At 69.3% G+C, this 26,713-nt stretch carries 22 protein-coding genes; 9 read left to right on the top strand and 13 right to left on the bottom strand.

Features of this window, described 5'->3' with window-relative positions:
- Positions 1–86: 86 nt before the first annotated feature.
- From gyrA to dnaA, 7 genes are all read right to left on the bottom strand, one after another.
- On the bottom strand, positions 87–2,729 hold the full coding sequence (gyrA, locus tag GTY67_RS16670; RefSeq protein WP_093686789.1) for a DNA gyrase subunit A: 2,643 nt from the start codon (positions 2,727–2,729) through the stop codon (positions 87–89).
- 47 nt (positions 2,730–2,776) lie between these two features.
- Positions 2,777–4,846: a DNA topoisomerase (ATP-hydrolyzing) subunit B gene (gene gyrB / locus GTY67_RS16665; RefSeq protein WP_093686790.1), complete on the bottom strand. Its 2,070-nt coding sequence runs from the start codon at positions 4,844–4,846 to the stop codon at positions 2,777–2,779.
- Positions 4,847–5,266: 420 nt separating this feature from the next.
- Positions 5,267–5,770 (bottom strand): DciA family protein, encoded by a 504-nt coding sequence (locus tag GTY67_RS16660; RefSeq protein ID WP_093686874.1) that lies wholly within the window; start codon positions 5,768–5,770, stop codon positions 5,267–5,269.
- Between the two features lie 92 nt (positions 5,771–5,862).
- The gene (recF, locus tag GTY67_RS16655; protein WP_030563077.1) at positions 5,863–6,993 is read right to left on the bottom strand and encodes a DNA replication/repair protein RecF; all 1,131 of its coding nucleotides are present in this window, start codon (positions 6,991–6,993) and stop codon (positions 5,863–5,865) included.
- 66 nt (positions 6,994–7,059) lie between these two features.
- Entirely contained in the window at positions 7,060–7,944 is an 885-nt protein-coding gene (gnd, locus tag GTY67_RS16650) for a phosphogluconate dehydrogenase (NAD(+)-dependent, decarboxylating) (RefSeq protein WP_073875172.1), read from the bottom strand.
- A gap of 141 nt (positions 7,945–8,085) precedes the next feature.
- Positions 8,086–9,216, bottom strand: coding sequence for a DNA polymerase III subunit beta (dnaN, locus tag GTY67_RS16645; RefSeq protein ID WP_093686791.1), 1,131 nt, complete (start codon positions 9,214–9,216; stop codon positions 8,086–8,088).
- A 905-nt stretch (positions 9,217–10,121) separates the two neighbouring features.
- Positions 10,122–11,969, bottom strand: a complete 1,848-nt coding sequence (gene dnaA / locus GTY67_RS16640) for a chromosomal replication initiator protein DnaA (protein WP_093686792.1) — start codon at positions 11,967–11,969, stop codon at positions 10,122–10,124.
- Between the two features lie 381 nt (positions 11,970–12,350).
- On the opposite strand from dnaA, the gene rpmH reads away from it, so the two are divergent.
- The 9 genes from rpmH (at position 12,351) to GTY67_RS16595 (ending at position 19,252) form a co-directional block, all read left to right on the top strand.
- Complete coding sequence (gene rpmH / locus GTY67_RS16635; protein ID WP_003967884.1) at positions 12,351–12,488, top strand: 50S ribosomal protein L34; 138 nt, start codon at positions 12,351–12,353, stop codon at positions 12,486–12,488.
- Between the two features lie 19 nt (positions 12,489–12,507).
- Positions 12,508–12,879 carry a ribonuclease P protein component gene (rnpA, locus tag GTY67_RS16630; protein WP_073875176.1) on the top strand — a complete coding sequence of 124 codons (372 nt, stop codon included), beginning with the start codon at positions 12,508–12,510 and terminating at the stop codon, positions 12,877–12,879.
- On the top strand, positions 12,876–13,235 hold the full coding sequence (yidD, locus tag GTY67_RS16625; protein WP_015609841.1) for a membrane protein insertion efficiency factor YidD: 360 nt from the start codon (positions 12,876–12,878) through the stop codon (positions 13,233–13,235). Before rnpA ends, yidD begins: the two co-directional genes overlap by 4 nt.
- A 3-nt stretch (positions 13,236–13,238) precedes the next feature.
- Positions 13,239–14,492, top strand: a complete 1,254-nt coding sequence (gene yidC / locus GTY67_RS16620; protein WP_093686793.1) for a membrane protein insertase YidC — start codon at positions 13,239–13,241, stop codon at positions 14,490–14,492.
- Between the two features lie 14 nt (positions 14,493–14,506).
- Positions 14,507–15,019 (top strand): R3H domain-containing nucleic acid-binding protein, encoded by a 513-nt coding sequence (locus tag GTY67_RS16615; RefSeq protein WP_093686794.1) that lies wholly within the window; start codon positions 14,507–14,509, stop codon positions 15,017–15,019.
- A 109-nt stretch (positions 15,020–15,128) separates the two neighbouring features.
- Positions 15,129–15,845, top strand: a complete 717-nt coding sequence (rsmG, locus tag GTY67_RS16610) for a 16S rRNA (guanine(527)-N(7))-methyltransferase RsmG (protein ID WP_018513875.1) — start codon at positions 15,129–15,131, stop codon at positions 15,843–15,845.
- A gap of 317 nt (positions 15,846–16,162) precedes the next feature.
- The gene (locus tag GTY67_RS16605; protein ID WP_093686795.1) at positions 16,163–17,236 is read left to right on the top strand and encodes a ParA family protein; all 1,074 of its coding nucleotides are present in this window, start codon (positions 16,163–16,165) and stop codon (positions 17,234–17,236) included.
- Positions 17,233–18,312 carry a ParB/RepB/Spo0J family partition protein gene (locus GTY67_RS16600; RefSeq protein WP_093686796.1) on the top strand — a complete coding sequence of 360 codons (1,080 nt, stop codon included), beginning with the start codon at positions 17,233–17,235 and terminating at the stop codon, positions 18,310–18,312. Before GTY67_RS16605 ends, GTY67_RS16600 begins: the two co-directional genes overlap by 4 nt.
- A 322-nt stretch (positions 18,313–18,634) precedes the next feature.
- On the top strand, positions 18,635–19,252 hold the full coding sequence (locus tag GTY67_RS16595) for a GNAT family N-acetyltransferase (protein ID WP_093686797.1): 618 nt from the start codon (positions 18,635–18,637) through the stop codon (positions 19,250–19,252).
- A gap of 82 nt (positions 19,253–19,334) precedes the next feature.
- Here the strand turns inward: GTY67_RS16595 and trxA are convergent, their stop codons facing one another.
- From trxA to murJ, 6 genes are all read right to left on the bottom strand, one after another.
- Positions 19,335–19,667 (bottom strand): thioredoxin, encoded by a 333-nt coding sequence (gene trxA / locus GTY67_RS16590; protein WP_093686798.1) that lies wholly within the window; start codon positions 19,665–19,667, stop codon positions 19,335–19,337.
- A gap of 43 nt (positions 19,668–19,710) precedes the next feature.
- Positions 19,711–20,682, bottom strand: a complete 972-nt coding sequence (gene trxB / locus GTY67_RS16585) for a thioredoxin-disulfide reductase (protein ID WP_161279200.1) — start codon at positions 20,680–20,682, stop codon at positions 19,711–19,713.
- A gap of 143 nt (positions 20,683–20,825) precedes the next feature.
- On the bottom strand, positions 20,826–21,830 hold the full coding sequence (locus tag GTY67_RS16580) for a hypothetical protein (RefSeq protein ID WP_161279199.1): 1,005 nt from the start codon (positions 21,828–21,830) through the stop codon (positions 20,826–20,828).
- Positions 21,827–22,543, bottom strand: coding sequence for an RNA polymerase sigma factor SigM (gene sigM / locus GTY67_RS16575; RefSeq protein WP_161279198.1), 717 nt, complete (start codon positions 22,541–22,543; stop codon positions 21,827–21,829). The genes GTY67_RS16580 and sigM overlap by 4 nt, the downstream gene beginning before the upstream one ends.
- A 100-nt stretch (positions 22,544–22,643) precedes the next feature.
- Entirely contained in the window at positions 22,644–24,377 is a 1,734-nt protein-coding gene (locus GTY67_RS16570; RefSeq protein WP_161279197.1) for a serine/threonine protein kinase, read from the bottom strand.
- A 128-nt stretch (positions 24,378–24,505) separates the two neighbouring features.
- A complete protein-coding gene (gene murJ / locus GTY67_RS16565; protein ID WP_161279196.1) occupies positions 24,506–26,668 on the bottom strand; it encodes a murein biosynthesis integral membrane protein MurJ in 2,163 nt (720 codons plus the stop codon).
- Positions 26,669–26,713 lie beyond the last annotated feature (45 nt).

Here is a 26,713-nt window from a genome sequence, read left to right as displayed (position 1 = left end):
CCTTGGGAGTCCGTGGCAGGGCCACGGGCACCGTTCGCTCCTGCTCCGGAAGCGGCCGAACCGGCGCCCGTGGCTCCACTCACGCTCTACTCCTCGTGCTCCCCGGTCGAGGGCTCCGTGCCCTCGACAGTGCCCTCTACCACGCTCTCGGCGTGGACCTCGGCCGTCTCGCCATCAGCATCATCGGCCCCATCGACCTCTTCCGCCTCACGACCGGCCTCGGCATTGCGCGCGATGCCGACGACGGCATCCCGCTTGCCCAGATTGATCAGTTGGACGCCCATGGTGTCACGGCCCGTCTCCCTGACTTCATTGACTCGCGTACGAATCACACCACCGCCGAGCGTGATGGCGAGGATCTCATCCGTCTCCTCCACCACCAGCGCACCGACGAGCGAACCGCGGTCCTCGACGATCTTGGCAGCCTTGATGCCGAGGCCGCCACGCCCCTGGACGCGGTACTCGTCGACGGGGGTGCGCTTGGCGTACCCGCCGTCGGTTGCGGTGAAGACGAACGTACCGGGCCGGACGACATTCATCGAGAGCAGTTCGTCCCCCTCGCGGAAACTCATGCCCTTGACACCCGAGGTCGCACGGCCCATCGGGCGCAGCGCGTCGTCCGTCGCGGTGAACCGGATCGACTGCGCCTTCTTGCTGATGAGCAGCAGATCGTCCTCGGCCGACACCAGCTCGGCGCCGATCAGCTCGTCGTCGCTGCCGTCCGGCATCTCGCGCAGGTTGATCGCGATGACACCGCCCGAGCGCGGCGAGTCGTAGTCCTTGAGCGCGGTCTTCTTCACGAGACCGCCCTTCGTCGCCAGGATCAGGTACGGCACGGCCTCGTAGTCGCGGATCGCCAGGATCTGGGCGATCTTCTCGTCCGGCTGGAAGGCCAGCAGGTTGGCGACATGCTGGCCGCGCGCGTCCCGGCCGGCGTCCGGGAGCTCGTAGGCCTTGGCCCGGTAGACGCGGCCCTTGTTGGTGAAGAACAGCAGCCAGTGGTGCGTCGTCGATACGAAGAAGTGGTCGACGATGTCGTCTTCCTTGAGCTTCGTCCCGCGCACGCCCTTGCCGCCGCGCTTCTGCGAGCGGTAGTCGTCCGTCTTCGTGCGCTTCACATAGCCGCTGCGGGAGATCGTGACGACGATGTCCTCCTCGGCGATCAGGTCCTCGATGGACATGTCACCGTCGAAGGGCACCAGCTTGGAGCGCCGGTCGTCGCCGAACTTCTCGACGATCGCGGCCAGTTCCTCGCTGACGATCTGGCGCTGCCGCTCGGGCGAGGCCAGGATCGCGTTGTACTCGTTGATCTTCGCCTGGAGCTCGTCGTGCTCGGCGGTGATCTTCTGGTGCTCCAGCGCGGCCAGCCGGCGCAGCTGCATCTCCAGGATCGCGTTCGCCTGGATCTCGTCGATCTCCAGCAGGCCCATCAGGCCCTCACGCGCGATCTCCACGGTGTTGGAGCGCCGGATGAGGGCGATGACCTCGTCGATGGCGTCCAGGGCCTTCAGCAGGCCGCGCAGGATGTGCGCCCGCTCCTCGGCCTTGCGCAGCCGGAACCGCGTACGCCGGACGATGACCTCGATCTGGTGCGTCACCCAGTGGCGGATGAACGCGTCGATCGACAGCGTGCGCGGCACCCCGTCGACGAGCGCCAGCATGTTGGCGCCGAAGTTCGACTGGAGGTCGGTGTGCTTGTACAGGTTGTTCAGGACGACCTTGGCGACCGCGTCCCGCTTGAGCACGACGACCAGGCGCTGCCCCGTACGCGAGGAGGTCTCGTCGCGGACGTCCGCGATGCCGCCGACCTTGCCGTCCTTGACCAGGTCGGCGATCTTCTGCGCGAGGTTGTCGGGGTTGGTCTGGTACGGAAGCTCCGTGACGACCAGGCACTGGCGGCCCTGGATCTCCTCGACCGCGACGACCGCGCGCATCGTGATGGAGCCGCGCCCGGTGCGGTACGCCTCCTCGATGCCCTTGCGGCCCACGACCAGCGCGCCGGTGGGGAAGTCGGGGCCCTTGATGCGCTCGATCAGCGCGTCCAGCAGCTCCTCGTGCGAGGCGTCGGGATGCTCCAGATACCACTGGGCACCGGCGGCGACCTCGCGCAGGTTGTGCGGCGGGATGTTGGTCGCCATGCCGACCGCGATGCCCGCGGAGCCGTTGACCAGCAGGTTCGGGAAGCGCGCCGGCAGGACCGTCGGCTCCTGGTTGCGGCCGTCGTAGTTGTCCTGGAAGTCGACGGTCTCCTCGTCGATGTCCCGGACCATCTCCATGGACAGCGGCATCATCTTGCACTCGGTGTACCGCATGGCGGCGGCCGGGTCGTTGCCCGGGGAACCGAAGTTGCCGTTGGAGTCCACCAGCGGCATGCGCATCGACCAGTGCTGCGCGAGGCGCACCAGGGCGTCGTAGATGGAGGAGTCGCCGTGCGGGTGGTACGTACCCATGACGTCACCGACGACGCGGGCGCACTTGTAGAACCCCTTCTCGGGGCGGTACCCGCCGTCGTACATCGCGTACAGCACCCGGCGGTGGACGGGCTTGAGGCCGTCCCGTACGTCGGGCAGCGCACGCGAGACGATGACGGACATCGCGTAGTCGAGGTAGGAGCGCTGCATCTCCGTCTCGAGCCCGACCGGCTCGACACGCATGCCCACGCCGGGGATCGCGGCTTCCTCGTCGGGCATCACGGGTTCAGGTGTCACAGGGGTGTTCTCGTCGGCCATTGCTGGTCAAAGTCCTTTCGAGCTGCGGCGTCGCTGGTACGGCCGACTCAGATGTCGAGGAAGCGGACGTCCTTGGCGTTGCGCTGGATGAACGAGCGCCGTGCCTCGACGTCCTCACCCATGAGCACCGAGAACAGGTCGTCGGCCTGCGCCGCGTCGTCCAGCGTGACCTGGCCGAGGACCCGGTGGTCGACGTCCATGGTCGTGACGCGCAGCTCTTCGGCGTTCATCTCGCCGAGGCCCTTGAAGCGCTGGATCGAGTCTTCCTTGATCCGCTTGCCGTTCTGCTTGCCGAGCGCCACGAGCGCGTCGCGCTCCCGGTCCGAGTACGCGTACTCGAAGTCGTCCCGGCCCCACTTGATCTTGTAGAGCGGCGGGCGCGAGAGGTAGACGTTGCCCTGCTCCACCAGCGGCCGCATGAAGCGGAAGAGGAAGGTCAGCAGCAGGGTGTTGATGTGCTGGCCGTCGACGTCGGCGTCCGCCATCAGAATGATCTTGTGATAGCGGAGCTTCTCGATGTCGAAGTCCTCGTGGACCCCGGTGCCGAAGGCCGAGATCAGCGCCTGGACCTCGGTGTTCTGGAGGATCTTGTCGATCCGCGCCTTCTCGACGTTCAGGATCTTGCCTCGGATGGGCAGGATCGCCTGGTACATCGGGTTGCGGCCGGACTTCGCCGAACCACCGGCGGAGTCACCCTCGACGATGAAGATCTCGCACTTGGTGGGGTCGTTCGACTGGCAGTCGCTCAGCTTGCCGGGCAGCGAGGCGCTCTCCAGGAGCCCCTTGCGCCGCGTCAGGTCGCGCGCCTTGCGGGCCGCCACACGGGCGGTCGAGGCGGCGATGCCCTTGCGGATGATGTCGGCGGCCTCGTTCGGGTTCCGGTCGAACCAGTCCGTCAGCTGCTCGTGGACGACCTTCTGCACGAAGGTCTTGGCCTCCGTGTTGCCCAGCTTGGTCTTCGTCTGGCCCTCGAACTGCGGCTCGCCCAGCTTCACCGAGATGATCGCGGTGAGACCCTCGCGCACGTCCTCACCGGTGAGGTTGTCGTCCTTCTCGCGCAGCAGCTTCTTCTCGCGCGCGTACCGGTTGACCAGGGAGGTCAGCGCCGCACGGAAGCCCTCCTCGTGCGTACCGCCCTCATGCGTGTGGATGGCGTTGGCGAAGGAGTAGACACCTTCGGTGTACTGCGTGTTCCACTGCATGGCGATCTCGGCCGAGAGGAGACGGTCCTTGTCCTCGGCCTCGATGTCGATCACCGACTGGTGGATGACGTCGCCCTTGCGGGAGTTGAGGTACTTGACGAAGTCGACGATGCCGTTCTCGTAGTGGTACGTGACGGAGCGGGTCGTCTCCTCCTCGGGCACGTCGACGGCCTCGGCGCTGTCGGCGCCCGCCGTGGCCTTCGCCGACTCGCGCTCGTCGGTCAGCTTGAGGGTGAGGCCCTTGTTGAGGAACGCCATCTCCTGGAAGCGGCGCGAGAGGGTCTCGAAGCTGTACTCGGTGGTCTCGAAGATGTCCCCGTCGGCCCAGAAGGTGACCGACGTACCCGTCTCGTCCGTGGCCTCGTGCTTGGCCAGCGGGGCGGTGGGGACACCGAGCTTGTAGTCCTGGGTCCAGCGGTAGCCGTCGGTCTTGACCTCGACGGCGACCCGGGTGGACAGGGCGTTGACGACGGAGACACCGACGCCGTGCAGACCGCCGGAGACGGCGTAGCCGCCGCCGCCGAACTTGCCGCCCGCGTGCAGCACGGTGAGGACGACCTCGACGGCCGGCTTGCCCTCGGACGGCACGATGCCGACCGGGATGCCACGGCCGTTGTCGATCACGCGCACGCCGCCGTCGGCGAGGATCGTGACGTCGATGGTGGTCGCGTGACCCGCCATCGCCTCGTCGACCGAGTTGTCGACGACCTCCTGCACGAGGTGGTGCAGGCCGCGCTCACCGGTCGAGCCGATGTACATACCAGGCCGCTTGCGGACCGCGTCCAGCCCTTCCAGCACGGTGATCGCGCTGGCGTCGTACGAGGCGGAGGCCTCGCCCGGCTCACCGGCTGTGGACGGAATGTTCTCGTTGGGGTTGCCGGAATCGGCCACGAAGCGCCCTTTCTGGCACAGCACAGGCCGTCTTCCGGACAGGCGGGAGCGGCTGCGTCGTTCGGCTTGTATCGACGACTCCCGCCTCAGCAGCGGGATTACTCACCAGTCTACCGGTAGCACTGACATGAATGGGGGTTTGCCGGTACCTGAGTACGCATGTGCCGCCCTGAATCAGCGGTTGACGACTCCCCATATTCAGGGAGGGGCCCCAAGAGGCCCTGACGGGCATGGAGCGCTTCGGCCTGTCAACCTCCCGCTACGGTGAGGGACACTCCGGCCGCACCCCCCGGTTTCCGCCGGTACGAACCCCGCCGAACCGGGAGCTCCGGGCGGCCCCGAGCCCCGTGCGAAGACATCAGGAACACGACAAGTTTCAGCCAGAAGTGCAGCTCAGAGCCGGGGAGCGGCGAGACGATCAGAAGGCGGGCGGGAGCGGGGACCTCACCCGTAGGTGTCCCCGGGGCCCTTGCTGCCGGGCGCCCGCAGCGGCCCGTACCGGCGCTCGGGGCCCGCCGGACCGACCACCTTGATCATCCGTACGGTGCCCTGTCCCAGATCCGCGTTGAGCCGGGCCACCAGTTGCGGGGCCAGCAGCCGCAGCTGGGTCGCCCACGCCGTGGAGTCGCAGCTCACAGTGAGCACCCGCGCGGCCGGGTCCTCGTCGTAGCGCAGGGGCACACAGTGGTTGGCCAGATCGTCGCCCACGATCTGCGGCCACCGCCCCATCACACCGCCCACCGCCGCCGGGGTCTCCCAGCCTCGCTCGGTGATCAGCCGGTTGATCGCGGAGCCCAGCGGCTGCGGGTCGCGGCCGTCCGAGCGGGCCCCGGAACGCAGCCCGCCGCCCCGCCGGGCCTGCCGCTTCTGCTGGGCCGCCGCACCTCGCGCCCGGGCCTGCTCCTTCGCCGCGCGCAGCGCGACCCGGGCGAGGTCGACCCCGGACACCTCGGGCGGCGCGGGGCCCCCCGCCGGCGTACCGCCTGAGGCACCGTCCGCACCGGGGACGCGCGCGCCCCCCGCCTCCTCACCCAGGCCGGTCATACGCGCTCCACCTCGCCCGCCGACACCGCGTACCGCGCACCCGCCAGCACGCCCGGGACGTCCTCCGCCACCGCGGCCGTCACCAGCACCTGCTCGCCCGGGGCCACCAGCTCCGCCAGCCGCTCCCGGCGGCGCGCGTCCAGCTCGGCGAAGACGTCGTCCAGGACCAGCACCGGCTCGTTGCCCTCGGCGCGCAACAGCTCGTAACTGGCGAGCCGCAGCGCCAGCGCGTAGCTCCAGGACTCCCCGTGGCTCGCGTACCCCTTCGCGGGCATGGACCGCAGGCCGAGCAGCAGGTCGTCCCGGTGCGGGCCCACCAGCGTCACGCCGCGTTCGATCTCCTGCTTACGGACCCCGACGAGCGCCGCGATCAGCCGCTCGTACAGCTCGTCACGGGTGCTCGCCGGGTCGATGTCCTCACCCACCGAGCTGCGGTACTCCAGGGTCACCGGACCGCCGCCCGGCGCCACGTCCCCGTACGCCTTGTCGGCCAGCGGCTGGAGCGTGGCGATCAGGTCCAGGCGCTGCGCGAGCAGCTCGGCGCCGACCCGGCCCAGGTGCTGGTCCCAGACGTCGAGGGTGGACAGGTCCATGGAACGGCCGCCGTGCCGACGGGCCATCGCGGCGGACTTCAGCAGGGTGTTGCGCTGCTTCAGCACCCGCTCGTAGTCGGAGCGGACCCCGGCCATCCGGGGCGAGCGCGCGGTGATCAGCTCGTCCAGGAACCGCCGCCGCTCCCCGGGGTCGCCCTTGACCAGGGCCAGATCCTCCGGCGCGAACAGCACCGTCCGTACGATCCCCAGCACATCACGCGGTCTGACCTGCGAGGACCTGTTGATACGGGCCCGGTTGGCGCGGCCGGGATTCAGCTCCAACTCGATCAGCTGCGAGCGCTCGCCCTGGGTCACCGCAGCCCGGATCACGGCCCGCTCGGCGCCCATCCGCACCAGCGGGGCGTCCGAGGAGACCCGGTGGCTGCCGAGGGTGGCGAGATAGCCGACGGCCTCGACGAGGTTGGTCTTGCCCTGTCCGTTGGGCCCCACGAACGCGGTGACGCCCGGGTCGAGAGGGACCTCGACCCGGGCGTACGAGCGGAAGTCGGCCAGCGAGAGATGGGTGACGTGCATGGTGGCCGACCTCTCCCGATGGTGCTTCCGGATCGTCGCGGCGCCGGCTCGAGGCCGGCGGCGCGATCAGTTCTCGTTCTTGGACTCGACCGCGTGGCCGCCGAACTGGTTGCGCAGCGCGGCGATCATCTTCATCTGCGGCGAGTCGTCCTGACGCGAGGCGAACCGCGCGAACAGGGACGCCGTGATCGCGGGCAGCGGCACCGCGTTGTCGATCGCGGCCTCCACCGTCCAGCGGCCCTCGCCCGAGTCGGCGGCGAAGCCCCGGAGCTTGTCCAGGTGCTCGTCGTCGTCGAGGGCGTTGACCGCGAGGTCCAGCAGCCAGGAACGGATGACCGTGCCCTCCTGCCAGGAGCGGAAGACCTCGCGTACGTCGGTGACGGAGTCGACCTTCTCCAGCAGCTCCCAGCCCTCGGCGTAGGCCTGCATCATGGCGTACTCGATGCCGTTGTGGACCATCTTCGCGAAGTGGCCGGCGCCGACCTTGCCCGCGTGGACGGAGCCGAAGTCACCCTCGGGCTTGAGCGCGTCGAAGATCGGCTGGACCTTCGCCACGTTCTCCGCGCTGCCGCCGTACATCAGGGCGTAGCCGTTCTCCAGGCCCCAGACGCCGCCGGAGACACCGCAGTCGACGAAGCCGATCTCCTTGAGCCCCAGCTCGACCGCGTGCTTCTCGTCATCGGTCCAGCGCGAGTTGCCGCCGTCGACGACGACATCGCCGGGCGAGAGCAGCTCGGCCAGCTCGTCGATCGTGGACTGGGTCGCGGCACCGGCCGGGACCATCACCCAGACGACCCGCGGGCCCTTCAGCTTGCCCACAAGCTCTTCGAGACTGTGGACATCGGCGACATCCGGGTTGCGGTCGTAACCGATGACGGTGTGGCCTGCGCGGCGGATGCGCTCGCGCATGTTGCCGCCCATCTTGCCGAGGCCGACGAGACCGAGCTCCATCAGAGATTCCTTAAGCGTCGTGGCGATAGCGTCGGGGCGTGTCCCGCCCGGGACCGAGCCTACGCCCGGCGGGGCGGAGCACGGCCGGGACAGCGCGGTGGGCCCGCTCCGCGACGGACGGGCCCACCGGAAACCGTCCGATCAGCCGGAGAGACGCACCGGCATGATCAGGTACTTGTACGCGTCGTCCGCCTCGGCGTCCACGGCCGGGCGCCCGCTGAGCAGGGCGGGCTTGGTGGACGTGGTGAAGGAGAGCTGGGCGACGGGGGAGTCGATCGCGCTCAGACCGTCCAGCAGGAACGTCGGGTTGAAGGCGATCGAGATGTCGTCGCCCTCCAGCACCGCGTCGACGCGCTCCACAGCCTGTGCGTCGTCGCTGGAACCGGCCTCCAGGATGAGCACGCCCTGCTCGAAGCTGAGCCGGACCGGGGTGTTGCGCTCGGCGACCAGGGCCACACGCTTGACGGCCTCGACGAAGGGGGCCGTCTCGATGACCGCGACCGAGTTGAACTCGGTGGGGAAGAGCGTGCGGTACTTCGGCAGGTCGCCTTCGAGCAGCCGCGTGGTCGTCGTGCGGCCCGCGCCCTCGAAACCGATCAGCCCCTCACCGGCACCGGTCCCCGAGAGCGCCAGGGTGACCGTGTCACCGCTGGTGAGCGCCTTGGCGGTGTCCAGGAGCGTCTTGGCGGGCACCAGGGCGACCGCCGAGGCCTCCGGGTCCTCCGGCTTCCAGAGGAACTCGCGGACCGCGAAGCGGTAGCGGTCGGTGGAGGCGAGGGTGACGGTGTCGCCCTCGATCTCGATGCGCACACCGGTCAGCACGGGCAGCGTGTCGTCGCGGCCCGCGGCGATGGCGACCTGGGCGGCGGCCGAGGCGAAGACCTCACCGGGGACGGTGCCCGTGGCGGTGGGCATCTGCGGCAGCGCCGGGTACTCCTCCACAGGCAGTGTGTGGAGGGTGAAGCGCGAGGAGCCGCAGACCACCGTGGCCCGTACACCGTCGGTGGAGATCTCCACCGGGCGGTTGGGCAGGGCGCGGCAGATGTCGGCGAGCAGCCGGCCGGAGACGAGCACCGTGCCGTCCTCGTCGACCTCCGCGTCCACGGAGACCTTGGCCGAGACCTCGTAGTCGAAGCTGGAGAAGGAGAGGGCTCCGTCCTCGGCCTTCAGCAGAAGGCCCGCGAGAACGGGCGCCGGCGGACGGGCCGGGAGGCTGCGGGCCACCCAGGCCACCGCCTCCGCGAGTACATCGCGCTCCACCCGGATCTTCACCGGAACCGCCTCCTGCTGTTGCTCGCTCGCCCTGCTGGCCTTCGTCGTCTGGACCGGAGCTCCCTGCCGACGGCCGGGGTGGCTCCGGGGTCCAGTCTGACGCACGGCACCGACAGTCGTTGCTGCTCGGGGTCAAGTCGCGCAGAACGCGGCGAGGCGGTCGCCGGTCGAGTTGTACACAGGCCCCACTTCGAAGCTGATTCCTGGCTAACTCTGAGTGGTAGTAGTAGTAGGCCCTGTGGAAACCGTGGATAACGTCGTTTGCGCAGGTCAGCATCGGTTTTTTGTCCACCGGTCCTGTGGGCGGCACCCGTGGACAACCAGGGCTTTCTGTGGACGGGCGGAAGTTCTGCACACCCGATGCACAGGAGGGGGTCACTTCTCCCCAGGCCTGTCCCCAGCTTTACCCACGTTCCCCACAGCCCAATCAGGCAGCTTGGTGTGACGCCTTTCACTCCGGGCGGTGAGAGCGGGTGTTGTGTTGCCGAACAGTGGACGAAGGTGTGGAGAAGCGGCCAGAAGCTGGGGACAAGACCGCCCAGCCTGTGGGCCGCCGGTGGACAACTGCGCGACCCTCCTGTGGACGGAAACTCTGTCCACAGGCTGTGGATCAAGGTTGACCACAAATCCCCAACCACGTGACCTGGCCTGATGGAGTATCGGCAGCCGGCCCTGTGGACGCAATATGGACAACTTCCCGGTCCCCAGGCTGTGGACGGAAGAAACTCCGCACATCTGTGGAGAAGGGCCTCTGAGCAGCCCGTATTCGAACAGTCCCGGTGCGGAGGAGACCGCCGCGACGGCTCCCGGGACCCCTCAGGAACGACGAAGGCGCCTCGCGCGGACCGTGGGAGGTCGGTGCGAGGCGCCTTGTGAGGCCTTGAGCGGTCTTGCGGGAGCCTTCGTCAGCCGTTCTTGATGCGGTTGGTGAGCTCGGTGACCTGGTTGTAGATGGAGCGGCGCTCCGCCATCAGCGCCCGGATCTTCCGGTCCGCGTGCATCACCGTCGTATGGTCGCGGCCGCCGAACTGGGCGCCGATCTTCGGCAGCGAGAGATCGGTGAGCTCCCGGCACAGATACATGGCGATCTGGCGCGCCGTCACCAGGACCCGGCTGCGCGAGGATCCGCAGAGGTCCTCCACGGTGAGGCCGAAGTAGTCCGCGGTGGCCGCCATGATGGCCGGCGCGGTGATCTCCGGCGCCGACTCCTCGCCGCCCGGGATCAGGTCCTTCAGCACGATCTCCGTCAGCCCGAGGTCCACCGGCTGCCGGTTGAGGGAGGCGAAGGCCGTCACCCGGATCAGGGCGCCCTCCAGCTCACGGATGTTGCGCGAGATCCGCGAGGCGATGAACTCCAGCACCTCCGGAGGCGCGTTCAGCTGCTCCTGCACCGCTTTCTTACGGAGGATGGCGATCCGGGTCTCCAGCTCGGGCGGCTGGACGTCGGTGGTCAGACCCCACTCGAAGCGGTTGCGCAGCCGGTCCTCCAGCGTCACCAGCTGCTTGGGCGGCCGGTCCGAGGAGAGCACGATCTGCTTGTTCGCGTTGTGCAGCGTATTGAAGGTGTGGAAGAACTCCTCCTGCGTCGACTCCTTGCTCGCCAGGAACTGGATGTCGTCGACCAGGAGGATGTCGACATCGCGGTACCGCTTGCGGAAGGTGTCGCCCTTGCCGTCGCGGATCGAGTTGATGAACTCGTTGGTGAACTCCTCCGAGCTCACGTACCGCACCCGGGTGCCCGGGTAGAGGCTGCGGGCGTAGTGCCCGATCGCGTGCAGCAGGTGGGTCTTGCCGAGCCCCGACTCCCCGTAGATGAAGAGGGGGTTGTACGCCTTGGCGGGTGCCTCGGCGACGGCCACGGCCGCGGCGTGCGCGAACCGGTTGGAGGCCCCGATCACGAAGGTGTCGAAGAGGTACTTCGGGTTCAGCCGGGCGTGCGGCTCCCCCGGTCCCGGCGCGGGCGCCGGCTGGGCGCCCATCGGGCCGGGACCCGGGCCACCGGTGCGCCCGGGGCCCGGCCCGCCCTGGCGGTGCTGCTGGTCGTGCTGGTCGTGGCGGTCGCGCTGCTGCTCGTACCCCTGGCGCTCGGGCGGCTGCGACCGGTAGTCGTGCTGCGGCTGCTGGGGGCGGCCGGTGCCGTAGGGCTCACGCCACTGCTCGGAGGGCTGGTCGCGGTACGACTCGGTCTCGCGGTAGGTGTCGGACGGGGGCTGCTCGCGGTCCTGGTAGCCCCCGTGGCGCGGCTGCTGCCAGGAGAGGTCCTCCTGGGTACGCGGCCAGGCGCCCGGCTCGGGGCGCTGCTGCTGGTAGTCGGGGTAGGCCGGGCGGGCCGTCGGCATGCCGTCGTCGGAGGGGCGGTGGCCGTAGCCGTCGTAGCCGTCGTCGCGTGAGTCGTCGCGCGGCTGGCCCTGGTAGCGGTGTCCCTGCTGGCTCTGGTGCGACTGGTGCATCGGAGGCGCAGGCGGGGAGGGCGGTTCGCCCGCGGAGTCGTCGACGGTGATCGCGATCCGGATGGGGCGGCCGCACTCGCGGGTCAGCGTCTCGCTGAGGAGCGGCGCGAGGCGGCTCTCGAGCACGCGCTTGCCCCATTCATTGGGGACGGCCAGGAGTGCGGTGTCGGCGACGAGTGCCAGCGGCTGGCAGCGTTCGATCCACTGCTTGTCCTTCGGCTCGATGCCCTGCTGGCCCTCCCCGAGGAGTTGTTCCAGCACTCGTGGCCACACTGCGGCAAGATCGGCAGGTACGTCAGCCACAAGGCACGCTCTCTCGCATGTCCCACGAATGTGTGGTTCTCGGGACGGGATGGGTCGGGATGGGTGAGGCCCGGCAGTCGGGAAGGAAAAGAACCGGAGTTCAGCCACGGTAGTCAGGCCGGGCCGCGTGGTTCAAGTTGTTGTCCACAGGCTGTGCACAATGGGGGGTCGTGCGGAGCCGGTTTGACCGGATGGCGTAGCCGCGCGTACCGTGACCAGGTCGAGTTGTCGATGGCTGCTGCCGCCTGCCTCCGATGGGCAAAGATCACGATCTGTGATTGTGAAGCGGTGCACTAAGGCGTTTACGCGAGTTCCTCGTGGGCGCACGGTGACAGCCAGGCGATGTCCCGCCAAGACACGAATCATTTCTGGAGCCCCCGAGTGAGCAAGCGCACCTTCCAGCCGAACAACCGCCGTCGCGCCAAGACCCACGGCTTCCGTCTGCGCATGCGTACCCGTGCCGGCCGCGCGATCCTCGCGAACCGCCGCGGCAAGGGCCGCAGCAGCCTGTCCGCCTGATCGCTCACAGGTCCATGACGTGCTGCCTACCGAGAATCGGCTGAGGCGGCGCGAGGACTTCGCGACCGCGGTACGACGAGGACGCCGAGCCGGACGTCCACTGCTCGTCGTCCATCTACGCAGCGGTGAAACGGACCCGCACGTGACTGGGGAGACTGTTCCCCCGCCGCGTGCGGGTTTCGTTGTCAGCAAAGCGGTGGGAGGTGCGGTCGTCCGCACCGCGGTGAAGCGCAGGCTTCGCCATCTGGTCCGTGACCGGCTGGCGCAGTTGCCCCCCGGTAGCCTTGTTGTCGTACGAGCGCTGCCCGGTGCGGGCGACGCCGACCATGCACAGCTGGCCCGAGACCTGGACGCCGCCCTTCAGCGGCTGCTGGGAGGGGGCGCGAGATGAAGTACCCGCTGCTTGCCCTCATCAAGCTGTACCAGTGGACGATCAGCCCACTCCTCGGGCCTGTCTGCCGTTACTACCCGTCGTGTTCCCACTATGGATATACGGCTATCGACCGGCACGGTGCGATCAAGGGAACAGCGCTGACCGCCTGGCGCATCCTGCGGTGCAATCCGTGGTCACCCGGCGGTGTGGACCATGTCCCGCCACGCAAGCGTCCGCGGTGGCACGAGCTGCTGCGCAACGGCCTGCGCGGCGGCAAGGGCGGGGAGCCCGCCGCTGATGTGCCGTCCGGGGGGTCGGTCTCCGAACCTCCGAGCCCGGCCACAGAGACCTCGCCCAATGCTCAAGGAGCCTGATTAGTGGACACGATTGCCAGTCTGTTCAGCTTTATCACCACGCCTGTCTCGTGGGTCATCGTCCAGTTCCACAAGGTCTACGGAGCGCTGTTCGGCGATGACTCCGGGTGGGCCTGGGGCCTGTCCATCGTGTCCCTGGTGGTGCTGATCCGGATCTGCCTGATCCCGCTCTTCGTGAAGCAGATCAAGTCGACCCGCAACATGCAGGTGCTCCAGCCGAAGATGAAGGCGATCCAGGAGCGCTACAAGAACGACAAGCAGCGTCAGTCCGAAGAGATGATGAAGCTGTACAAGGAGACGGGTACCAACCCGCTCTCCTCGTGCCTTCCGATCCTGGCGCAGTCCCCGTTCTTCTTCGCCCTGTACCACGTGCTGTCGTCCATCGCCTCGGGCAAGAAGATCGGCGCGATCAACCAGGACCTCCTCGACAGCGCCCGTCAGGCCCACATCTTCGGTGCACCGCTCGCCGCGAAGTTCACCGACAGCGTCGACAAGCTCACCTCCCTCGACGCCACGCTGCTGGACGTCCGGGTCGTCACCGCCGTCATGATCGTGCTGATGTCGGCCTCGCAGTTCTTCACCCAGCGCCAGCTGATGACGAAGAACGTCGACCTGACGGTGAAGACCCCGTACATGCAGCAGCAGAAGATGCTGATGTACATCTTCCCGGTCATCTTCGCCGTGATGGGCGTCAACTTCCCCGTCGGTGTCCTCGTCTACTGGCTGACCACGAACGTCTGGACCATGGGTCAGCAGATGTACGTGATCAACCAGAACCCGACGCCGGGCAGCAAGGCGCAGGACGCCTACCTCCAGCGGGTGCTCAAGACCGTGGACTCCCGCGGGCAGGTCCGTGGCCGGACCCAGCGCAGGACCGTCAAGGCGATCGTGGCCAAGGGCCCCGACCGCAACGACATCGAGCGCAAGTTCATCACCGGGCTGAGCAAGAAGGGCCTCGCGGCTCAGGAGGACGGCACCGTCCAGAAGAGCGAGACGGCCGTCCTCGAGGCCGAGGGCGGTGCGGCTCCCAAGCGCCAGCAGCCCAAGCGGCAGACCAAGGCGAAGCGCCAGACGGCCGCCACCGCCGGTGCGCCCAAGGACGAGCCCGCGGCCGGCTCCAAGACCTCGCTCCAGAAGCAGGACGCACCGCAGGACAAGCCGACGTCGGCGGGCAAGTCCGCCTCCGGCTCCTCACGCCAAGCCAAGTCCGGACAGCGCAAGGGCCCGCAGCGGCCCAAGCACCCGTCCAAGAAGTAAGAAGGAGTCCACCCGTGACGGAAGGCACCACCTCCACGGCCGCCGCCGAGGGCAGCGACACTCTGACCCGCCTGGAGCAGGAGGGTGAGATCGCGGCCGACTACCTCGAAGGCCTGCTGGACATCGCCGACCTCGACGGCGACATCGACATGGACGTCGAGGCGGACCGGGCAGCGGTCTCGATCATCAGCGACTCGGCGCGTGAGCTCCAGAAGCTCGTGGGCCGCGACGGTGAGGTGCTGGAGGCGCTCCAGGAGCTGACCCGGCTGGCGGTCCACCGGGAGACCGGCGACCGCAGCCGTCTGATGCTGGACATCGGCGGCTTCCGGGCCAAGAAGCGGGAGATCCTCGCCGAGCTGGGCGCCAAGGCGGCCAACGACGTCAAGACCTCGGGGCAGCCGGTCAAGCTGGACCCGATGACGCCGTTCGAGCGCAAGGTCGTGCACGACGCGATCGCCGCAGCCGGTCTCCGGAGCGAGTCGGAGGGCGAGGAGCCGCAGCGCTTCGTCGTCGTTCTCCCGGCCTGACCGGATCCTTGTACTGTCGGCCCCGTCTGTTCGCAGGCGGGGCCGATCTTTGTCAGCCTGATAGTCAGCCACCCACAGTGCGCTAGTGCGGTACGGAAGGACGGTCCCCGTGACGGACGCTGCAGAGCTCCCCCAGGCACCTGAAGAGGCGCAGGCGGTATTCGGAGAGCTCTTCCCGGAGGCTGTCCGGTACGCGGAGCTCCTCGCCGATGCCGGGGTGAAGCGTGGCCTGATCGGACCGCGTGAGGTGCCCCGGCTGTGGGAGCGGCACCTGCTGAACTGCGCGGTGCTCTCCGAGGTGGTGCCGGAAGGCGTCACGGTCTGCGATGTGGGCTCGGGCGCGGGCCTCCCCGGCATCCCGCTGGCCCTGGTACGCCCCGACCTCAAGATCACCTTGCTGGAGCCGCTCCTGCGCCGGACGAACTTCCTCCAGGAGGTCGTCGAACTGCTCGGCCTGGACCATGTGACGGTGGTACGCGGGCGGGCCGAGGAGGTCCTCGGGACGCTCCAGCCCGTCCATGTCGTGACCGCCCGCGCCGTGGCGCCGCTGGACCGGCTGGCCGGCTGGGGTGTGCCCCTGCTGCGTCCCTACGGGGAGATGCTCGCGCTGAAGGGCGACACGGCCGAGGAGGAGATCAACGGTGCCAGGGCCGCTCTGAGCAAGCTCGGTGTGCTGGAGACCGAGGTGCTCCAGGTCGGTGAGGGCGTGGTCGATCCGCTCTCCACGGTGGTGCGTGTGGTGGTGGGCGAGAGCCCGGGCGGTGTGAGGTTCGCCGCAAAGAGGGCCAAGGCCGCGCGGGTGGGGCGCACCCGTCGGCGCCGCTGAGGGGCGGCCGGCTGTGCCACGGCCGGGCCGACGGGGAACGTCCGCCCTGGCCCCTTCCGGGTGATCTCTGCCGTCTAGCAGGGAAATGCCGGAAAAGTAGCCATTCGTACCCCCTGCGGAGTGTCGTGGCCTGGTAGTTGCGCCGCGGGGGCATCGTGTTTCACGTGAAACGTCGCTCTCTGCTGCAGGGAATCATCGGCCGCGGTCGTGCGGCTGCTACACCGCGCGACCGGAAGCCCGTACGGGTTACCGAGTTGTCCACACACGCGGATTCATCCACAGAACAGCGGGCCTCGCTGGTTCACGACCCCGAAAGCATGGCAGGCTCTGCTCATTGCGAGCCTGTAGTCGAGGAGAGTGAACCGTTGCGGTCCGACGCCAACATCGCGGGACCGATGACCGATCCGGTCCCCGGTCCCCGAAGCGAGTCCGTGGGGGAGGGTGTTTCACGTGAAACACCGCCGCCGATGGACGACACCCCCATCGGTCGCGCCGCCCAGCTGGCCGTAGAGGCCCTCGGCCGTGCCGGTGAGGGGCTGCCTCGCCCTGACCGGACACGCGTCATGGTGGTGGCCAACCAGAAGGGCGGGGTCGGCAAGACGACCACGACGGTCAACCTCGCTGCTTCGCTGGCCCTGCACGGTGCGCGCGTCCTGGTGGTCGACCTCGACCCGCAGGGCAATGCCTCCACGGCGCTGGGGATCGACCACCACTCCGACGTCCCCTCCATCTATGACGTCCTGGTGGAGAGCCGTCCGCTCTCCGAGGTGGTCCAGCCGGTCCCGGATGTCGAGGGTCTCTTCTGCGCCCCCGCCACGATCGATCTCGCCGGTGCGGAGATCGAACTCGTGTCGCTGGTGGCGCGCGAGAGTCGGCTCCAGCGCGCCATCCAGGCGTACGAGCAGCCCCTCGACTACATCCTCATCGACTGCCCGCCCTCTCTCGGCCTTCTCACCGTGAACGCGATGGTGGCCGGGGCGGAGGTGCTGATCCCCATCCAGTGCGAGTACTACGCGCTGGAGGGCCTGGGGCAGCTGCTGCGGAACGTCGATCTGGTGCGGGGCCACCTCAACCCCGACCTGCATGTCTCCACGATCCTGTTGACCATGTACGACGGCAGGACCAGGCTCGCGTCCCAGGTCGCCGATGAGGTCCGTACCCACTTCGGCAATGAGGTGCTGCGGACGAGCATCCCGCGTTCCGTACGTATCTCCGAGGCGCCGAGTTACGGGCAGACCGTGCTGACCTACGATCCCGGGTCCAGCGGCGCGCTCTCCTACCTCGAAGCCGCCCGTGAGATCGCCCTGCGGGGTGTCGGGGTGCACTACGAGGCCCAGCACGCCCACGCGATTCAGAACAGCCAGCAGAACGTTTCGGAGGGCATTCAGTGAGTGAGCGACGTAGAGGGCTGGGGCGTGGGCTCGGTGCGCTGATCCCCGCCGCTCCCCAGGAGAAGCAGGTGCCGGGGCCCGGAGGTATTTCGGCGCCCGGTGGGGGGCCGGTTCTGACGGCGGAGCGGGGGGTGGCCGCCGCGAAGGTGACCGCACTCCCGTCGTCCCCGGTGGTGCCGGAGCCGGCGTCCGCGCCGGAGCAGGAGGTGGGCACGTCCGGTGCGTACTTCGCGGAGCTGCCCATCGGTTCGATCACGCCGAACCCCCGCCAGCCCCGTGAGGTGTTCGACGAGGACGCTCTGGCCGAGCTGGTCACCTCCATCAAGGAGGTGGGTCTTCTCCAGCCGGTCGTCGTACGCAAGGTGGGGGCGGACCGCTACGAGCTCATCATGGGTGAGCGTCGGCTGCGGGCCTGCCGCGAAGCGGGGTTGGAGCGCATTCCGACCATCGTCCGGGACACGGACGACGAGAAGCTCCTCCTGGACGCGCTGCTGGAGAACCTGCACCGGGCCCAGCTGAACCCGCTGGAGGAGGCTGCCGCGTACGACCAGCTCCTCAAGGACTTCAAGTGCACCCATGACCAGCTGGCCGACCGGATCGGGCGGTCCCGGCCCCAGGTGTCCAACACGCTGCGGCTTCTGCGGCTCTCGCCGCCGGTGCAGCGGCGGGTGGCGGCGGGCGTTCTCTCGGCCGGCCACGCGCGGGCCCTGCTGTCGGTGGACGACTCCGAGGAGCAGGACCGGCTGGCCCACCGCATCGTGGCGGAGGGGCTCTCGGTCCGCGCGGTCGAGGAGATCGTGACGCTCATGGGGTCGCGGCCCACGAGTTCGCAGAAGCCGAAGGGCCCTCGGGCCGGTGCGCGGCTGTCCCCCGCGCTGACCGATCTGGCGACCCGGCTCTCCGACCGCTTCGAGACCCGGGTGAAGGTCGATCTGGGCCAGAAGAAGGGGAAGATCACCGTCGAGTTCGCCTCGATGGAGGATCTGGAGCGGATTCTCGGATCCCTCGCCCCGGGTGAGGGAAAGGTGCTGGAGCGTGGGCTCGCCGAGGCGCCCGGCGAGGACGACGAGAGCTGAACTCCCTGGCAGCCGCTCGCCCGTAGGACCGCGTGAAGGGCGGGCCGTGTTCCGGTACTCACCGGAACACGGCCCGCCCTTTGCCCTTTCTCGGTATCCGCATCACGTCTGGGTGGATACGATGCGATCTGGGATGGCGCATCCACGGTGATCGACCTCGGAGGAGGGCGGGGACCTTGCGAACAGTGAGCCGCAGCCGGCTGGTGACGGTCGGGCTGGGCCTGGGAGCCGTCGGGGGATTCGTCGGCAGTCTGTTCCACGAACGGAACGCGCTGGCGGCCGCACGTGATGCGGCGGGCGAGAGAAGTGAGGGATCGCCGCCATGGGGCGTCGGCTTGTACCGCTCACCCTGGACAACCTCCAGGATCTCCCCGAGCGCTGCCGTGCGTGCGTCTTCTGGGAGCTTGACCCGGTCAGCGGGGAAGCCGCGGTAAAGGCGGGCAAGCCGGAGCTGGAGAAGGAAGCCTGGATCTCCGCGGTGCTCCTGGAATGGGGCTCCTGCGGCCGGGTGGTCTATGTGGACGACGTCCCGGTGGGGTTCGTTCTCTACGCGCCGCCGGCCTACGTCCCTCGCTCCACGGCCTTTCCCACCAGCCCGGTCTCCCCCGACGCCGTTCAGCTCATCACCGGGCTGATCGTTCCGGGGTACCAGGGCCAGGGGCTGGGCCGTGTCATGGTGCAGACGGTGGCCAAGGACGTCCTACGCCGGGGCTTCAAGGCGATCGAGGCGTTCGGGGATGCCCGGGCGGAGGAGTTCGGCTGTGTGCTCCCGGCGGATCATCTGCTGGCGGTCGGCTTCAAGACCGTACGGCCCCACCCCCGCTACCCGCGGCTGAGGCTGGAGCTGCGGACGACGCTCTCCTGGAAGGAGGACGTCGAGATGGCTCTCGACCGACTGCTGGGAGCAGTGCAGAAGGAACCCGTGCTCCGCCCGCTCTGATCGGACCCGGCCGACACGCGAACGGGCCCGCCCCCGGTGCGGGGGTGGGCCCGTTTCACGTGAAACATCGCGCCGGGTGCGACTACTTCGTGATGAAGGCGTCGAGGTCGCGGAGGATCGCGGCCTTCGGCTTGGCGCCGACGATGGTCTTGGCGACCTCGCCGCCCTGGTAGACGTTCAGGGTGGGGATGGACATCACGCCGTACTTGGCGGCGGTGGCCGGGTTCTCGTCGATGTTGAGCTTGACGATCTCGATCTGGTCGCCGTGCTCGGCCGCGATCGCTTCCAGCGAGGGAGCGATCTGACGGCAGGGGCCGCACCAGGCAGCCCAGAAGTCGACCAGGACGGGCTTCTCGCTCTTGAGGACGACCTCGTCGAACGTGTCGTCGGTTACGTGCTTCAGGTCGCCGGCCACGGCGGCCTCCTTAGTCTCTCGGGGTGGGCGTGCGGTGGGAAGTTCAGACGGCCGGGGTCTTCTCCGGCTCGGCGGGCTCGGCGTCGGCCAGCGCGGCGAGGAAGCGCTCGGCGTCCAGCGCCGCGGAGCAGCCGGTGCCCGCTGCGGTGATGGCCTGGCGGTAGGTGTGGTCGACCACGTCACCGGCGCCGAAGACACCGGTCAGGTTGGTGCGGGTGGAGGGCGCCTGGACCTTCAGGTAGCCCTCGTCGTCGAGTTCCAGCTGGCCCTTGAAGAGCTCGGTGCGCGGGTCGTGTCCGACGGCGATGAAGAGACCGGTCACGGGAAGCTCGGAGAGCTCGCCGGTCTTGGTGTTCCGCAGGGTCAGGCCCGAGAGCTTCTGCTCGCCCTTGACCTCGGCGACCTCGCTGTCCCAGGCGAACTTGATCTTCGGGTCGGCGAAAGCCCGGTCCTGCATCGCCTTCGAGGCACGCAGGGTGTCGCGGCGGTGGACGATCGTGACCGACTTGGCGAAGCGGGAGAGGAAGGTCGCCTCCTCCATGGCCGTGTCGCCGCCGCCGACCACGGCGATGTCGTGGTCCTTGAAGAAGAAGCCGTCACAGGTGGCGCACCAGGAGACGCCGCGTCCGGAGAGCGCGTCCTCGTTGGGCAGGCCGAGCTTGCGGTGCTGGGAGCCGGTGGTGACGATGACGGCCTTGGCACGGTGCACGGTGCCTGCCGTGTCGGTGACCGTCTTGATGTCACCGGTGAGGTCGACCGCGACGACATCGTCGGGGACCAGCTCGGCGCCGAAGCGCTCGGCCTGGGCCCGCATGTTGTCCATGAGCTCGGGGCCCATGATGCCGTCCTGGAAGCCGGGGAAGTTCTCCACGTCGGTGGTGTTCATCAGTGCGCCGCCGGCCGTGACCGCGCCCTCGAAGACCAGCGGCTTCAGTGAGGCACGAGCGGTGTAGAGCGCGGCGGTGTACCCGGCCGGTCCGGAGCCGATGATGATCACATTACGGACGTCGCTCACGGGTTTCTTCCTCGTCTCTGCAGACTGCCTACTGCCTACGGGGGTCGGTTCAACGACTCTCACCCCACCCAACGGATCCTACGGGTGATGCATTCCCGTGGTGCAATCCCACGTTGCAACACCGGGGCGTGCCGTAGAGGCCCTCAGGGGCGGTCGTACGCCTCCGTGAGCAGCAGTCGACCGGTCCCCCCGGGAGCGGTGTCCACACAGGAGGCGGCGACGACATAGGCCTGCACGCGGGCGGGGTCGCTCGGGTGCGGAAGGACGACGAGGAAGGCGTCCGTCCCCTGATAGGTCCCCTCGTCGATGGCGAGGGCCTGGGTGGTGCGGCCGGTCGCCTGCTGGACGCACGGGGGTACGGCGGCGGCAGAGGCGATGAGCGGGCTCCTGGAGGCCTTGGTGCCGGGAGACTCCGCTTCGGGTACCGCCCGCTCGTCCCCGCTCGGTGACTGCTTCTGCCCGTGGAAATCCTCGGTGCTCGCCCCGCCGGCCAGGAGCTCCTGGACCTTGCTTTCGAGTGTGTTCCGGGCGTAGCTGTGGGTTCCGTCCTCGGAGGCGGCGGCGGGCATGTCGGCCGACGTCGTCGAGTCCTGGGACGAGGGCAGGTTCTGGAGGAAGAGGACGCTCAGGCCGATGAGTGCGGCGCCGCAGGCGGTGCCCAGGAACACCGCACGCCCCCTGCGCCGGGCACGGCTGCGCCCGGGGCCTGTGGAGCCCTGGGGGCGGCCTGCGGGGCGGTCCTGGGGGGAGCTGGTGCGAGCCCTCACGGGAGCTGCGTCGGCGGTCTCCGTGTTCTCTGTTTCACGTGAAACGCTCGAAGCGCTCTTCGTTTCACGTGAAACATCGCCATCGTGTGGAACGGCTGTGGCTCGGGGGCCGTCGGCCGTCTCGGGGGCGTCCGTACGGGCCTCGGCGGCGAGCGCCGCGTCGATACGGGCGGCGATGTCCTCGGGCATGGGCTCGGGGTCCGGGAGGTCACCGAGCAGCTCGCGGATCTCCTCCAGGGAGTCCCGTACCTCGGAGCACAGCGCGCACCGGTCGAGGTGGTCGCGGATTTCGTCGGCGCGGGAAGCGGGGAGCAGCCCTTCGGTGAGATCGGAGATCTCGGAGACCTCCGGGTGCTGATCCGTGTCGGTCGTGGATGTCACGGGCGTCCACCTCCTCCCTTCGCAGCGGCCGGGTCGTTGGCTCCTGTGTCCTTCGGTCCTGACGCAGGTGGGACGGATGGGCCGGGCGTCCGGTTCCTTGCCGTGACGCGGGTCTCTCCGTCGGTCTCCTCGTCGCCTGTCGCGGAGCGCAGGTGCCGGACCAGGGGGGCCAGCCTCGCCCGTCCCCGGGCGCACCGGCTCTTCACGGTCCCGGTCGGTACGTCGAGGATGCGGGCGGCCTCGGCCACCGGGTAGCCCTGCATGTCGACCAGGACGAGTGCCGCGCGCTGTTCGGCGGGGAGGGTGGCCAGGGCGGCGAAGAGCTGGCGGTGCAGATCCTGCCGTTCGGCGGGGGCCTCGGCCGACTCGTGGGGTTCCAGGAGCTGGTCGAGTCGTTCCGCGTCGTCCACCGGTGACGTCTTGCGGGAGGCCGCCTTGCGTACCCGGTCGAGGCAGGCGTTGACGGTGATGCGGTGCAGCCAGGTCGTGACGGTGGACTGGCCGCGGAAGGTGTGGGCGGCGCGGAAGGCGGAGACCAGGGCGTCCTGGACGGCGTCGGCCGCCTCCTCCCTGTCCCCGAGGGTGCGCAGCGCCACGGCCCACAGCCGGTCGCGGTGGCGGCGTACGAGTTCACCGAAGGCGTCGGGGTCGCCCGCCACATGGAGGGCGAGCAGGTCCGAGTCGCCCGGTGCCTCTGGTGGAACGGAATCCACCGTGCTCCCCCTCCGAACCGGATCCGATGTCGTGTGCCACATTAACCGGCCCGGCGCCCGGTGATCAGGGCCGGTGCGGAGTCTCCACACCGGCTCCCGATCAGCCGAGTACGGAGATGTCGGTGATCCCGCCCCGGTAGCCACCGGTGCCGTCGGCGGGCAGCTCCGTGATGTGGATGAGGATGTAGCGCGTCCGGAGGGGCTTCTCCAGCTCTTCCTTGAGCGTCTTCCCCGCGACCTGCTTCGGGGCGATCCGCTGGGGGAAGTCCGCGGAAGAGGTGGGTGACGAGGCGTCCGGTCCCGCGGCGAACACCGCGGTCGTCTGGCCGCTGCGGTACATGTCCACATCGATGGCGCGGACGTCCTGGACCTTCCCCAGGTCGACGATGATCCCGCTGCCCTGCCGGCGCTGGGGGAGGTTGCCGAAGTTGGCGAAGCCCAGGTAGCGGTTGGTGACCCACGCCGTGGAGGAGTTGTCGTCGATGGCGTTCGGTACGTCCCCCGGCTGGATGCCCGAGCCGTCGGGCATGAACTCGGTGGCCTTCGCGATGGTCAGCGGCTTGGGCGGCGCGGGTGCCGGATCCTTCTTGTCCTCGGTCGTCTCGGTGACGCCGTTGTCGTCGGAGCCCTTGCGCTGGTCGAGGAGGGTCTCCGCGAGCTGCCAGCTGCCGAGGCCGAGGGCGGCGATGAGGAGCGCCGAGACGCCCCACTTGAGCACCCGTCCGGTACGGCTCTGGAGGGGCGCCGGAGGGGCCGCCAGCACCGGCTGGGGCACGGACGACGGGTGGCTGGACGGCCGCCCGTAGGTGCCCTGCTGATAGGTCGTCGGGTAGACCGGCTGCTGGTAGACGGGCTGGGCGGCGAACGTCGGCTCCGGCGGCAGGACGCGCGGCATGGCCGCGACGGCCTTGGCCAGCTCGTCCGGGGTCGTGCAGGGCGGTTCCTGCCGGGAGGCGGTGGCCCCGTCGTTGGCGAGCGCGCGCATGGCGAGCTCCGAGAGGCCGCGGTGGACGCCGGCGCGGACCTGGTCCGGGGCGATGAGCCCCATGCCCTTGGGCAGCCCGGAGAGGCCGTACGCATCGCTCTCGTAAGGCCAGCGCTTGGTCAGCGCCGCGTACAGGAGCGCGCCGATCGCCTCGGTGTCCTGACGCAGGGGGCGTTCGGAGGTGACGCCGCGCAGGGCGGCGTTCACCGCGAGGCCGCGGATCCGGTACTGGCCGGTGGAGCTGCGCAGTACGGCACCGGGGGTGAGCCGAAGGTGCGTCAGGCCCTCGCGGTGGGCGGCGGCCATGGCGTGGGAGAGCTGGCTGACGAGCTGGTAGGCGTCGTGGGCCTCCATCGGTCCGGCGGCCAGCAGAGCGGTGAGCTCCGTGGCGTCCGGGAGCCATTCGTGGACGACGTAGACGAGGTCGTCCTCCTCCACGGCGTCCAGCACCTGGACGAAGCGTGGGTCGCCGAGCAGCGCGGAGGACCGGGCCGCGGCCAGCACGGAGCGGGCCCGGGGGTGGTTGGCGGGCAGCAGGTGGACGCCGACCGCGCGGCGCAGTTTCTCGTCGACCGCCCGCCAGCTGCTGAAGCCGTCCAGACGGGTGACGCACTCCTCCAGGCGGTAGCGCTCGGCCAGTTTGTGTCCGCTGTGTACGTCAGGGGTCGCCGGAACGGTCTCGGAACGTGCCCGTCCGCCGCCGTCACCCTCGGACTTCTCGGGGCTCGCGCCCTCGGTCTCCTCGGCCTGAGCCGTTCCGTCGTTCGTGGCCTCGTCCGCCTTGGCGGCCGGCGGCTCGTCGCCGCCGTTGTCGGCCACGTCGACGGCAGCCGTGCTACGTTCCGCCACCGTCGTCCTGCCTCCCCATCCGTTGCGCGAAGCCGGCCAGCTCGCCACAGTCACGCCAATTGTGCCCACACTCCGGCGCTATCCACGACACGCGGAGTCCGGCGATGGTTGTGCGGCCGTGCGCTCATTCAGCGCCCGAGCCGTCCACGGACCATGCCGACCAGGCCGTTGACCTCTTCGATGCGCATCTTCTTCGCCGCGACGAAGAAGATGCCCATGAGGAGGACGCCGCCGCAGATCAGCGCGGCCAGCGACCCGAGGGCGCCGGTGCCGAGAAGTTCGAGGATCGCGAAGCCGATGCCGCCGCCGATGAGGGCCGCGGGTACCGCCGCCATGCAGAGCCGGGCGTAGGTCCGCACGATATGCGCACCGTCCAGGTCGCCGCCGAGCCGGGTGCGCAGTCGGCGCCAGGCGACCCCGACCCCGACCGCGTAGGCCAGACCGTAGGAGAACGCCATGCCGACGACGGCCCAGCGGGCGGGCAGGACGACGTAGCAGAGGGCGGAGGCGGCGGCGTTGACGGCGGCCACGATGACCGTGTTGTAGAAGGGGGTGCGGGTGTCCTCGTACGCGTAGAAGCCGCGGAGGACGACGTACTGCACGGAGTACGGGATCAGGCCGAGGGCGAACGCCATCAGGATGAAGCCCATGGACCGGGCGGCCTCGGCGCCGCTGGAGGCGTACAGCAGGGTGCACATCGGCAGGCCGAGCGCCAGGAAGGTGAAGGCCACCGGGACGATGGCGACGGCGGAGTTGCGCAGCCCCTGCGAGATGTCGTCGCGGACCGCTCCGGGGTCGTTGTCGTGGGCGGCCCGGGAGATGCGGGGCAGCAGCGCGGCCATGACGGAGACGGTGATGATGGCTTGCGGCATGCCCCAGATCAGCTGGGCGTTGGAGTAGGCCAGGAAGCCGGTGCCGTCCTTGCCGGCCAGCTTGCCCGCCGAGGTGGCGAGCTGGGTGACGACCAGGACGCCCGCCTGGTTGGCCAGGACGAACAGCACGGTCCACTTGGCCAGCTTGACCGTCTTGCCGAGCCCGTGGCCCCTCCAGTCGAAGCGGGGGCGGAAGCGGAAGCCGGCCTCGCGCAGGTACGGGATCATCGCCAGCGCCTGGACGACCAGTCCGAGGAGGGTGCCGATGCCCAGCAGCCGCACGCCCTCCGGCGGGATGGTGTCCACGCCCATCCGGGACTCGGCGGAGGTGCCGTAGACCCAGATGAAGAGGCCGAACGTGATGATCATGACGATGTTGTTGAGGACCGGGGTCCACATCATCGCGCCGAACTTGCCCCGGGCGTTGAGGATCTGACCCATCACCACGTGCACGCCCATGAAGAAGATGGTGGGCAGGCAGTACCGGGCGAAGGTGACGGCGACGCTGTTGGCCGCGACGTCGTCGGCGATGGTGTTCGACATCAGCTGGATCAACACCGGCGCGACGAGGACCGCGACGGCCACGATCAGCCCGAGCGCGACCATCACCAGGGTCAGCAGCCGGTTGGCGAAGGCCTCGCCGCCGTCCTCGTCGTCCTTCATGGCGCGGACGAGCTGCGGGACGAAGACCGAGTTGAGGCCGCCGCCGACGGTGAGGATGTAGATCATCGTCGGCAGGGTGTACGCGATGGTGAAGCTGTCACCGAGGAGCGCGGCGCCGAGAGCGGCGGTGATCACCAGGGACCGGATGAAGCCGGTGAGCCGGGAGACCAGGGTGCCGGCCGCCATCAGCGCGCTGGACTTCAGCACTCCGGAGACCCGGCCGCCGCCGGACTTCTGCGGGACGGGGGCGGGCGCCGGTTCCGGCTCGGGCGGGCCCGGGACCTTCCCCGACCCCTCCTGGTCCCGGAAGAGGTGGGCGAAGGCGTCCGGCTCCCGCCGGTCGTCCGACGCCTGCGTGACCAAGTCGTCGACGCCGACGAACTGCGTGGTCGCCGGACGGTCGCCGTAGGGGAGGTGGCGCGAGGGCCCTGAGGGCTCCGGAGGAGGCGTCTGGGCCCAGATGCGCGGGTCGGGGGCGTGCGGGGCCACGGGCGGCTGCTGGTACAGCGCCTGCGGCTCCTGGTAGGTGCCGGGGGGCGGCGGCGGGTGCGAGGCCCGGTCGTAGAGCGCCTCACCCACCGGGTCCTGGGCCGCGAGGTCCTGAGCCCGGTAGGGATCGTCCTCGTAGGCGTGCTGGAGGTACGGGTCGGGCGGCACCTGGCCGTCCTGGCCGGGGCCCGGAGGCACCGGGGGGCCGGACGGAGACCCCGCTCCGCCGGCGCCCTGGCCGCGGTCACCGTCGTACGGCGCGTTCATCGAAACCCCTACCTCATCGTCCCCGGCCGACCGGCCACGCCAGAC

Origin of the sequence: Streptomyces sp. SID8374 (assembly GCF_009865135.1) — a bacterium.
GTDB lineage: Bacteria > Actinomycetota > Actinomycetes > Streptomycetales > Streptomycetaceae > Streptomyces.
Note: the sequence above shows the minus strand (reverse complement) of the source record. Positions and strands in the feature narration are given on the sequence as shown.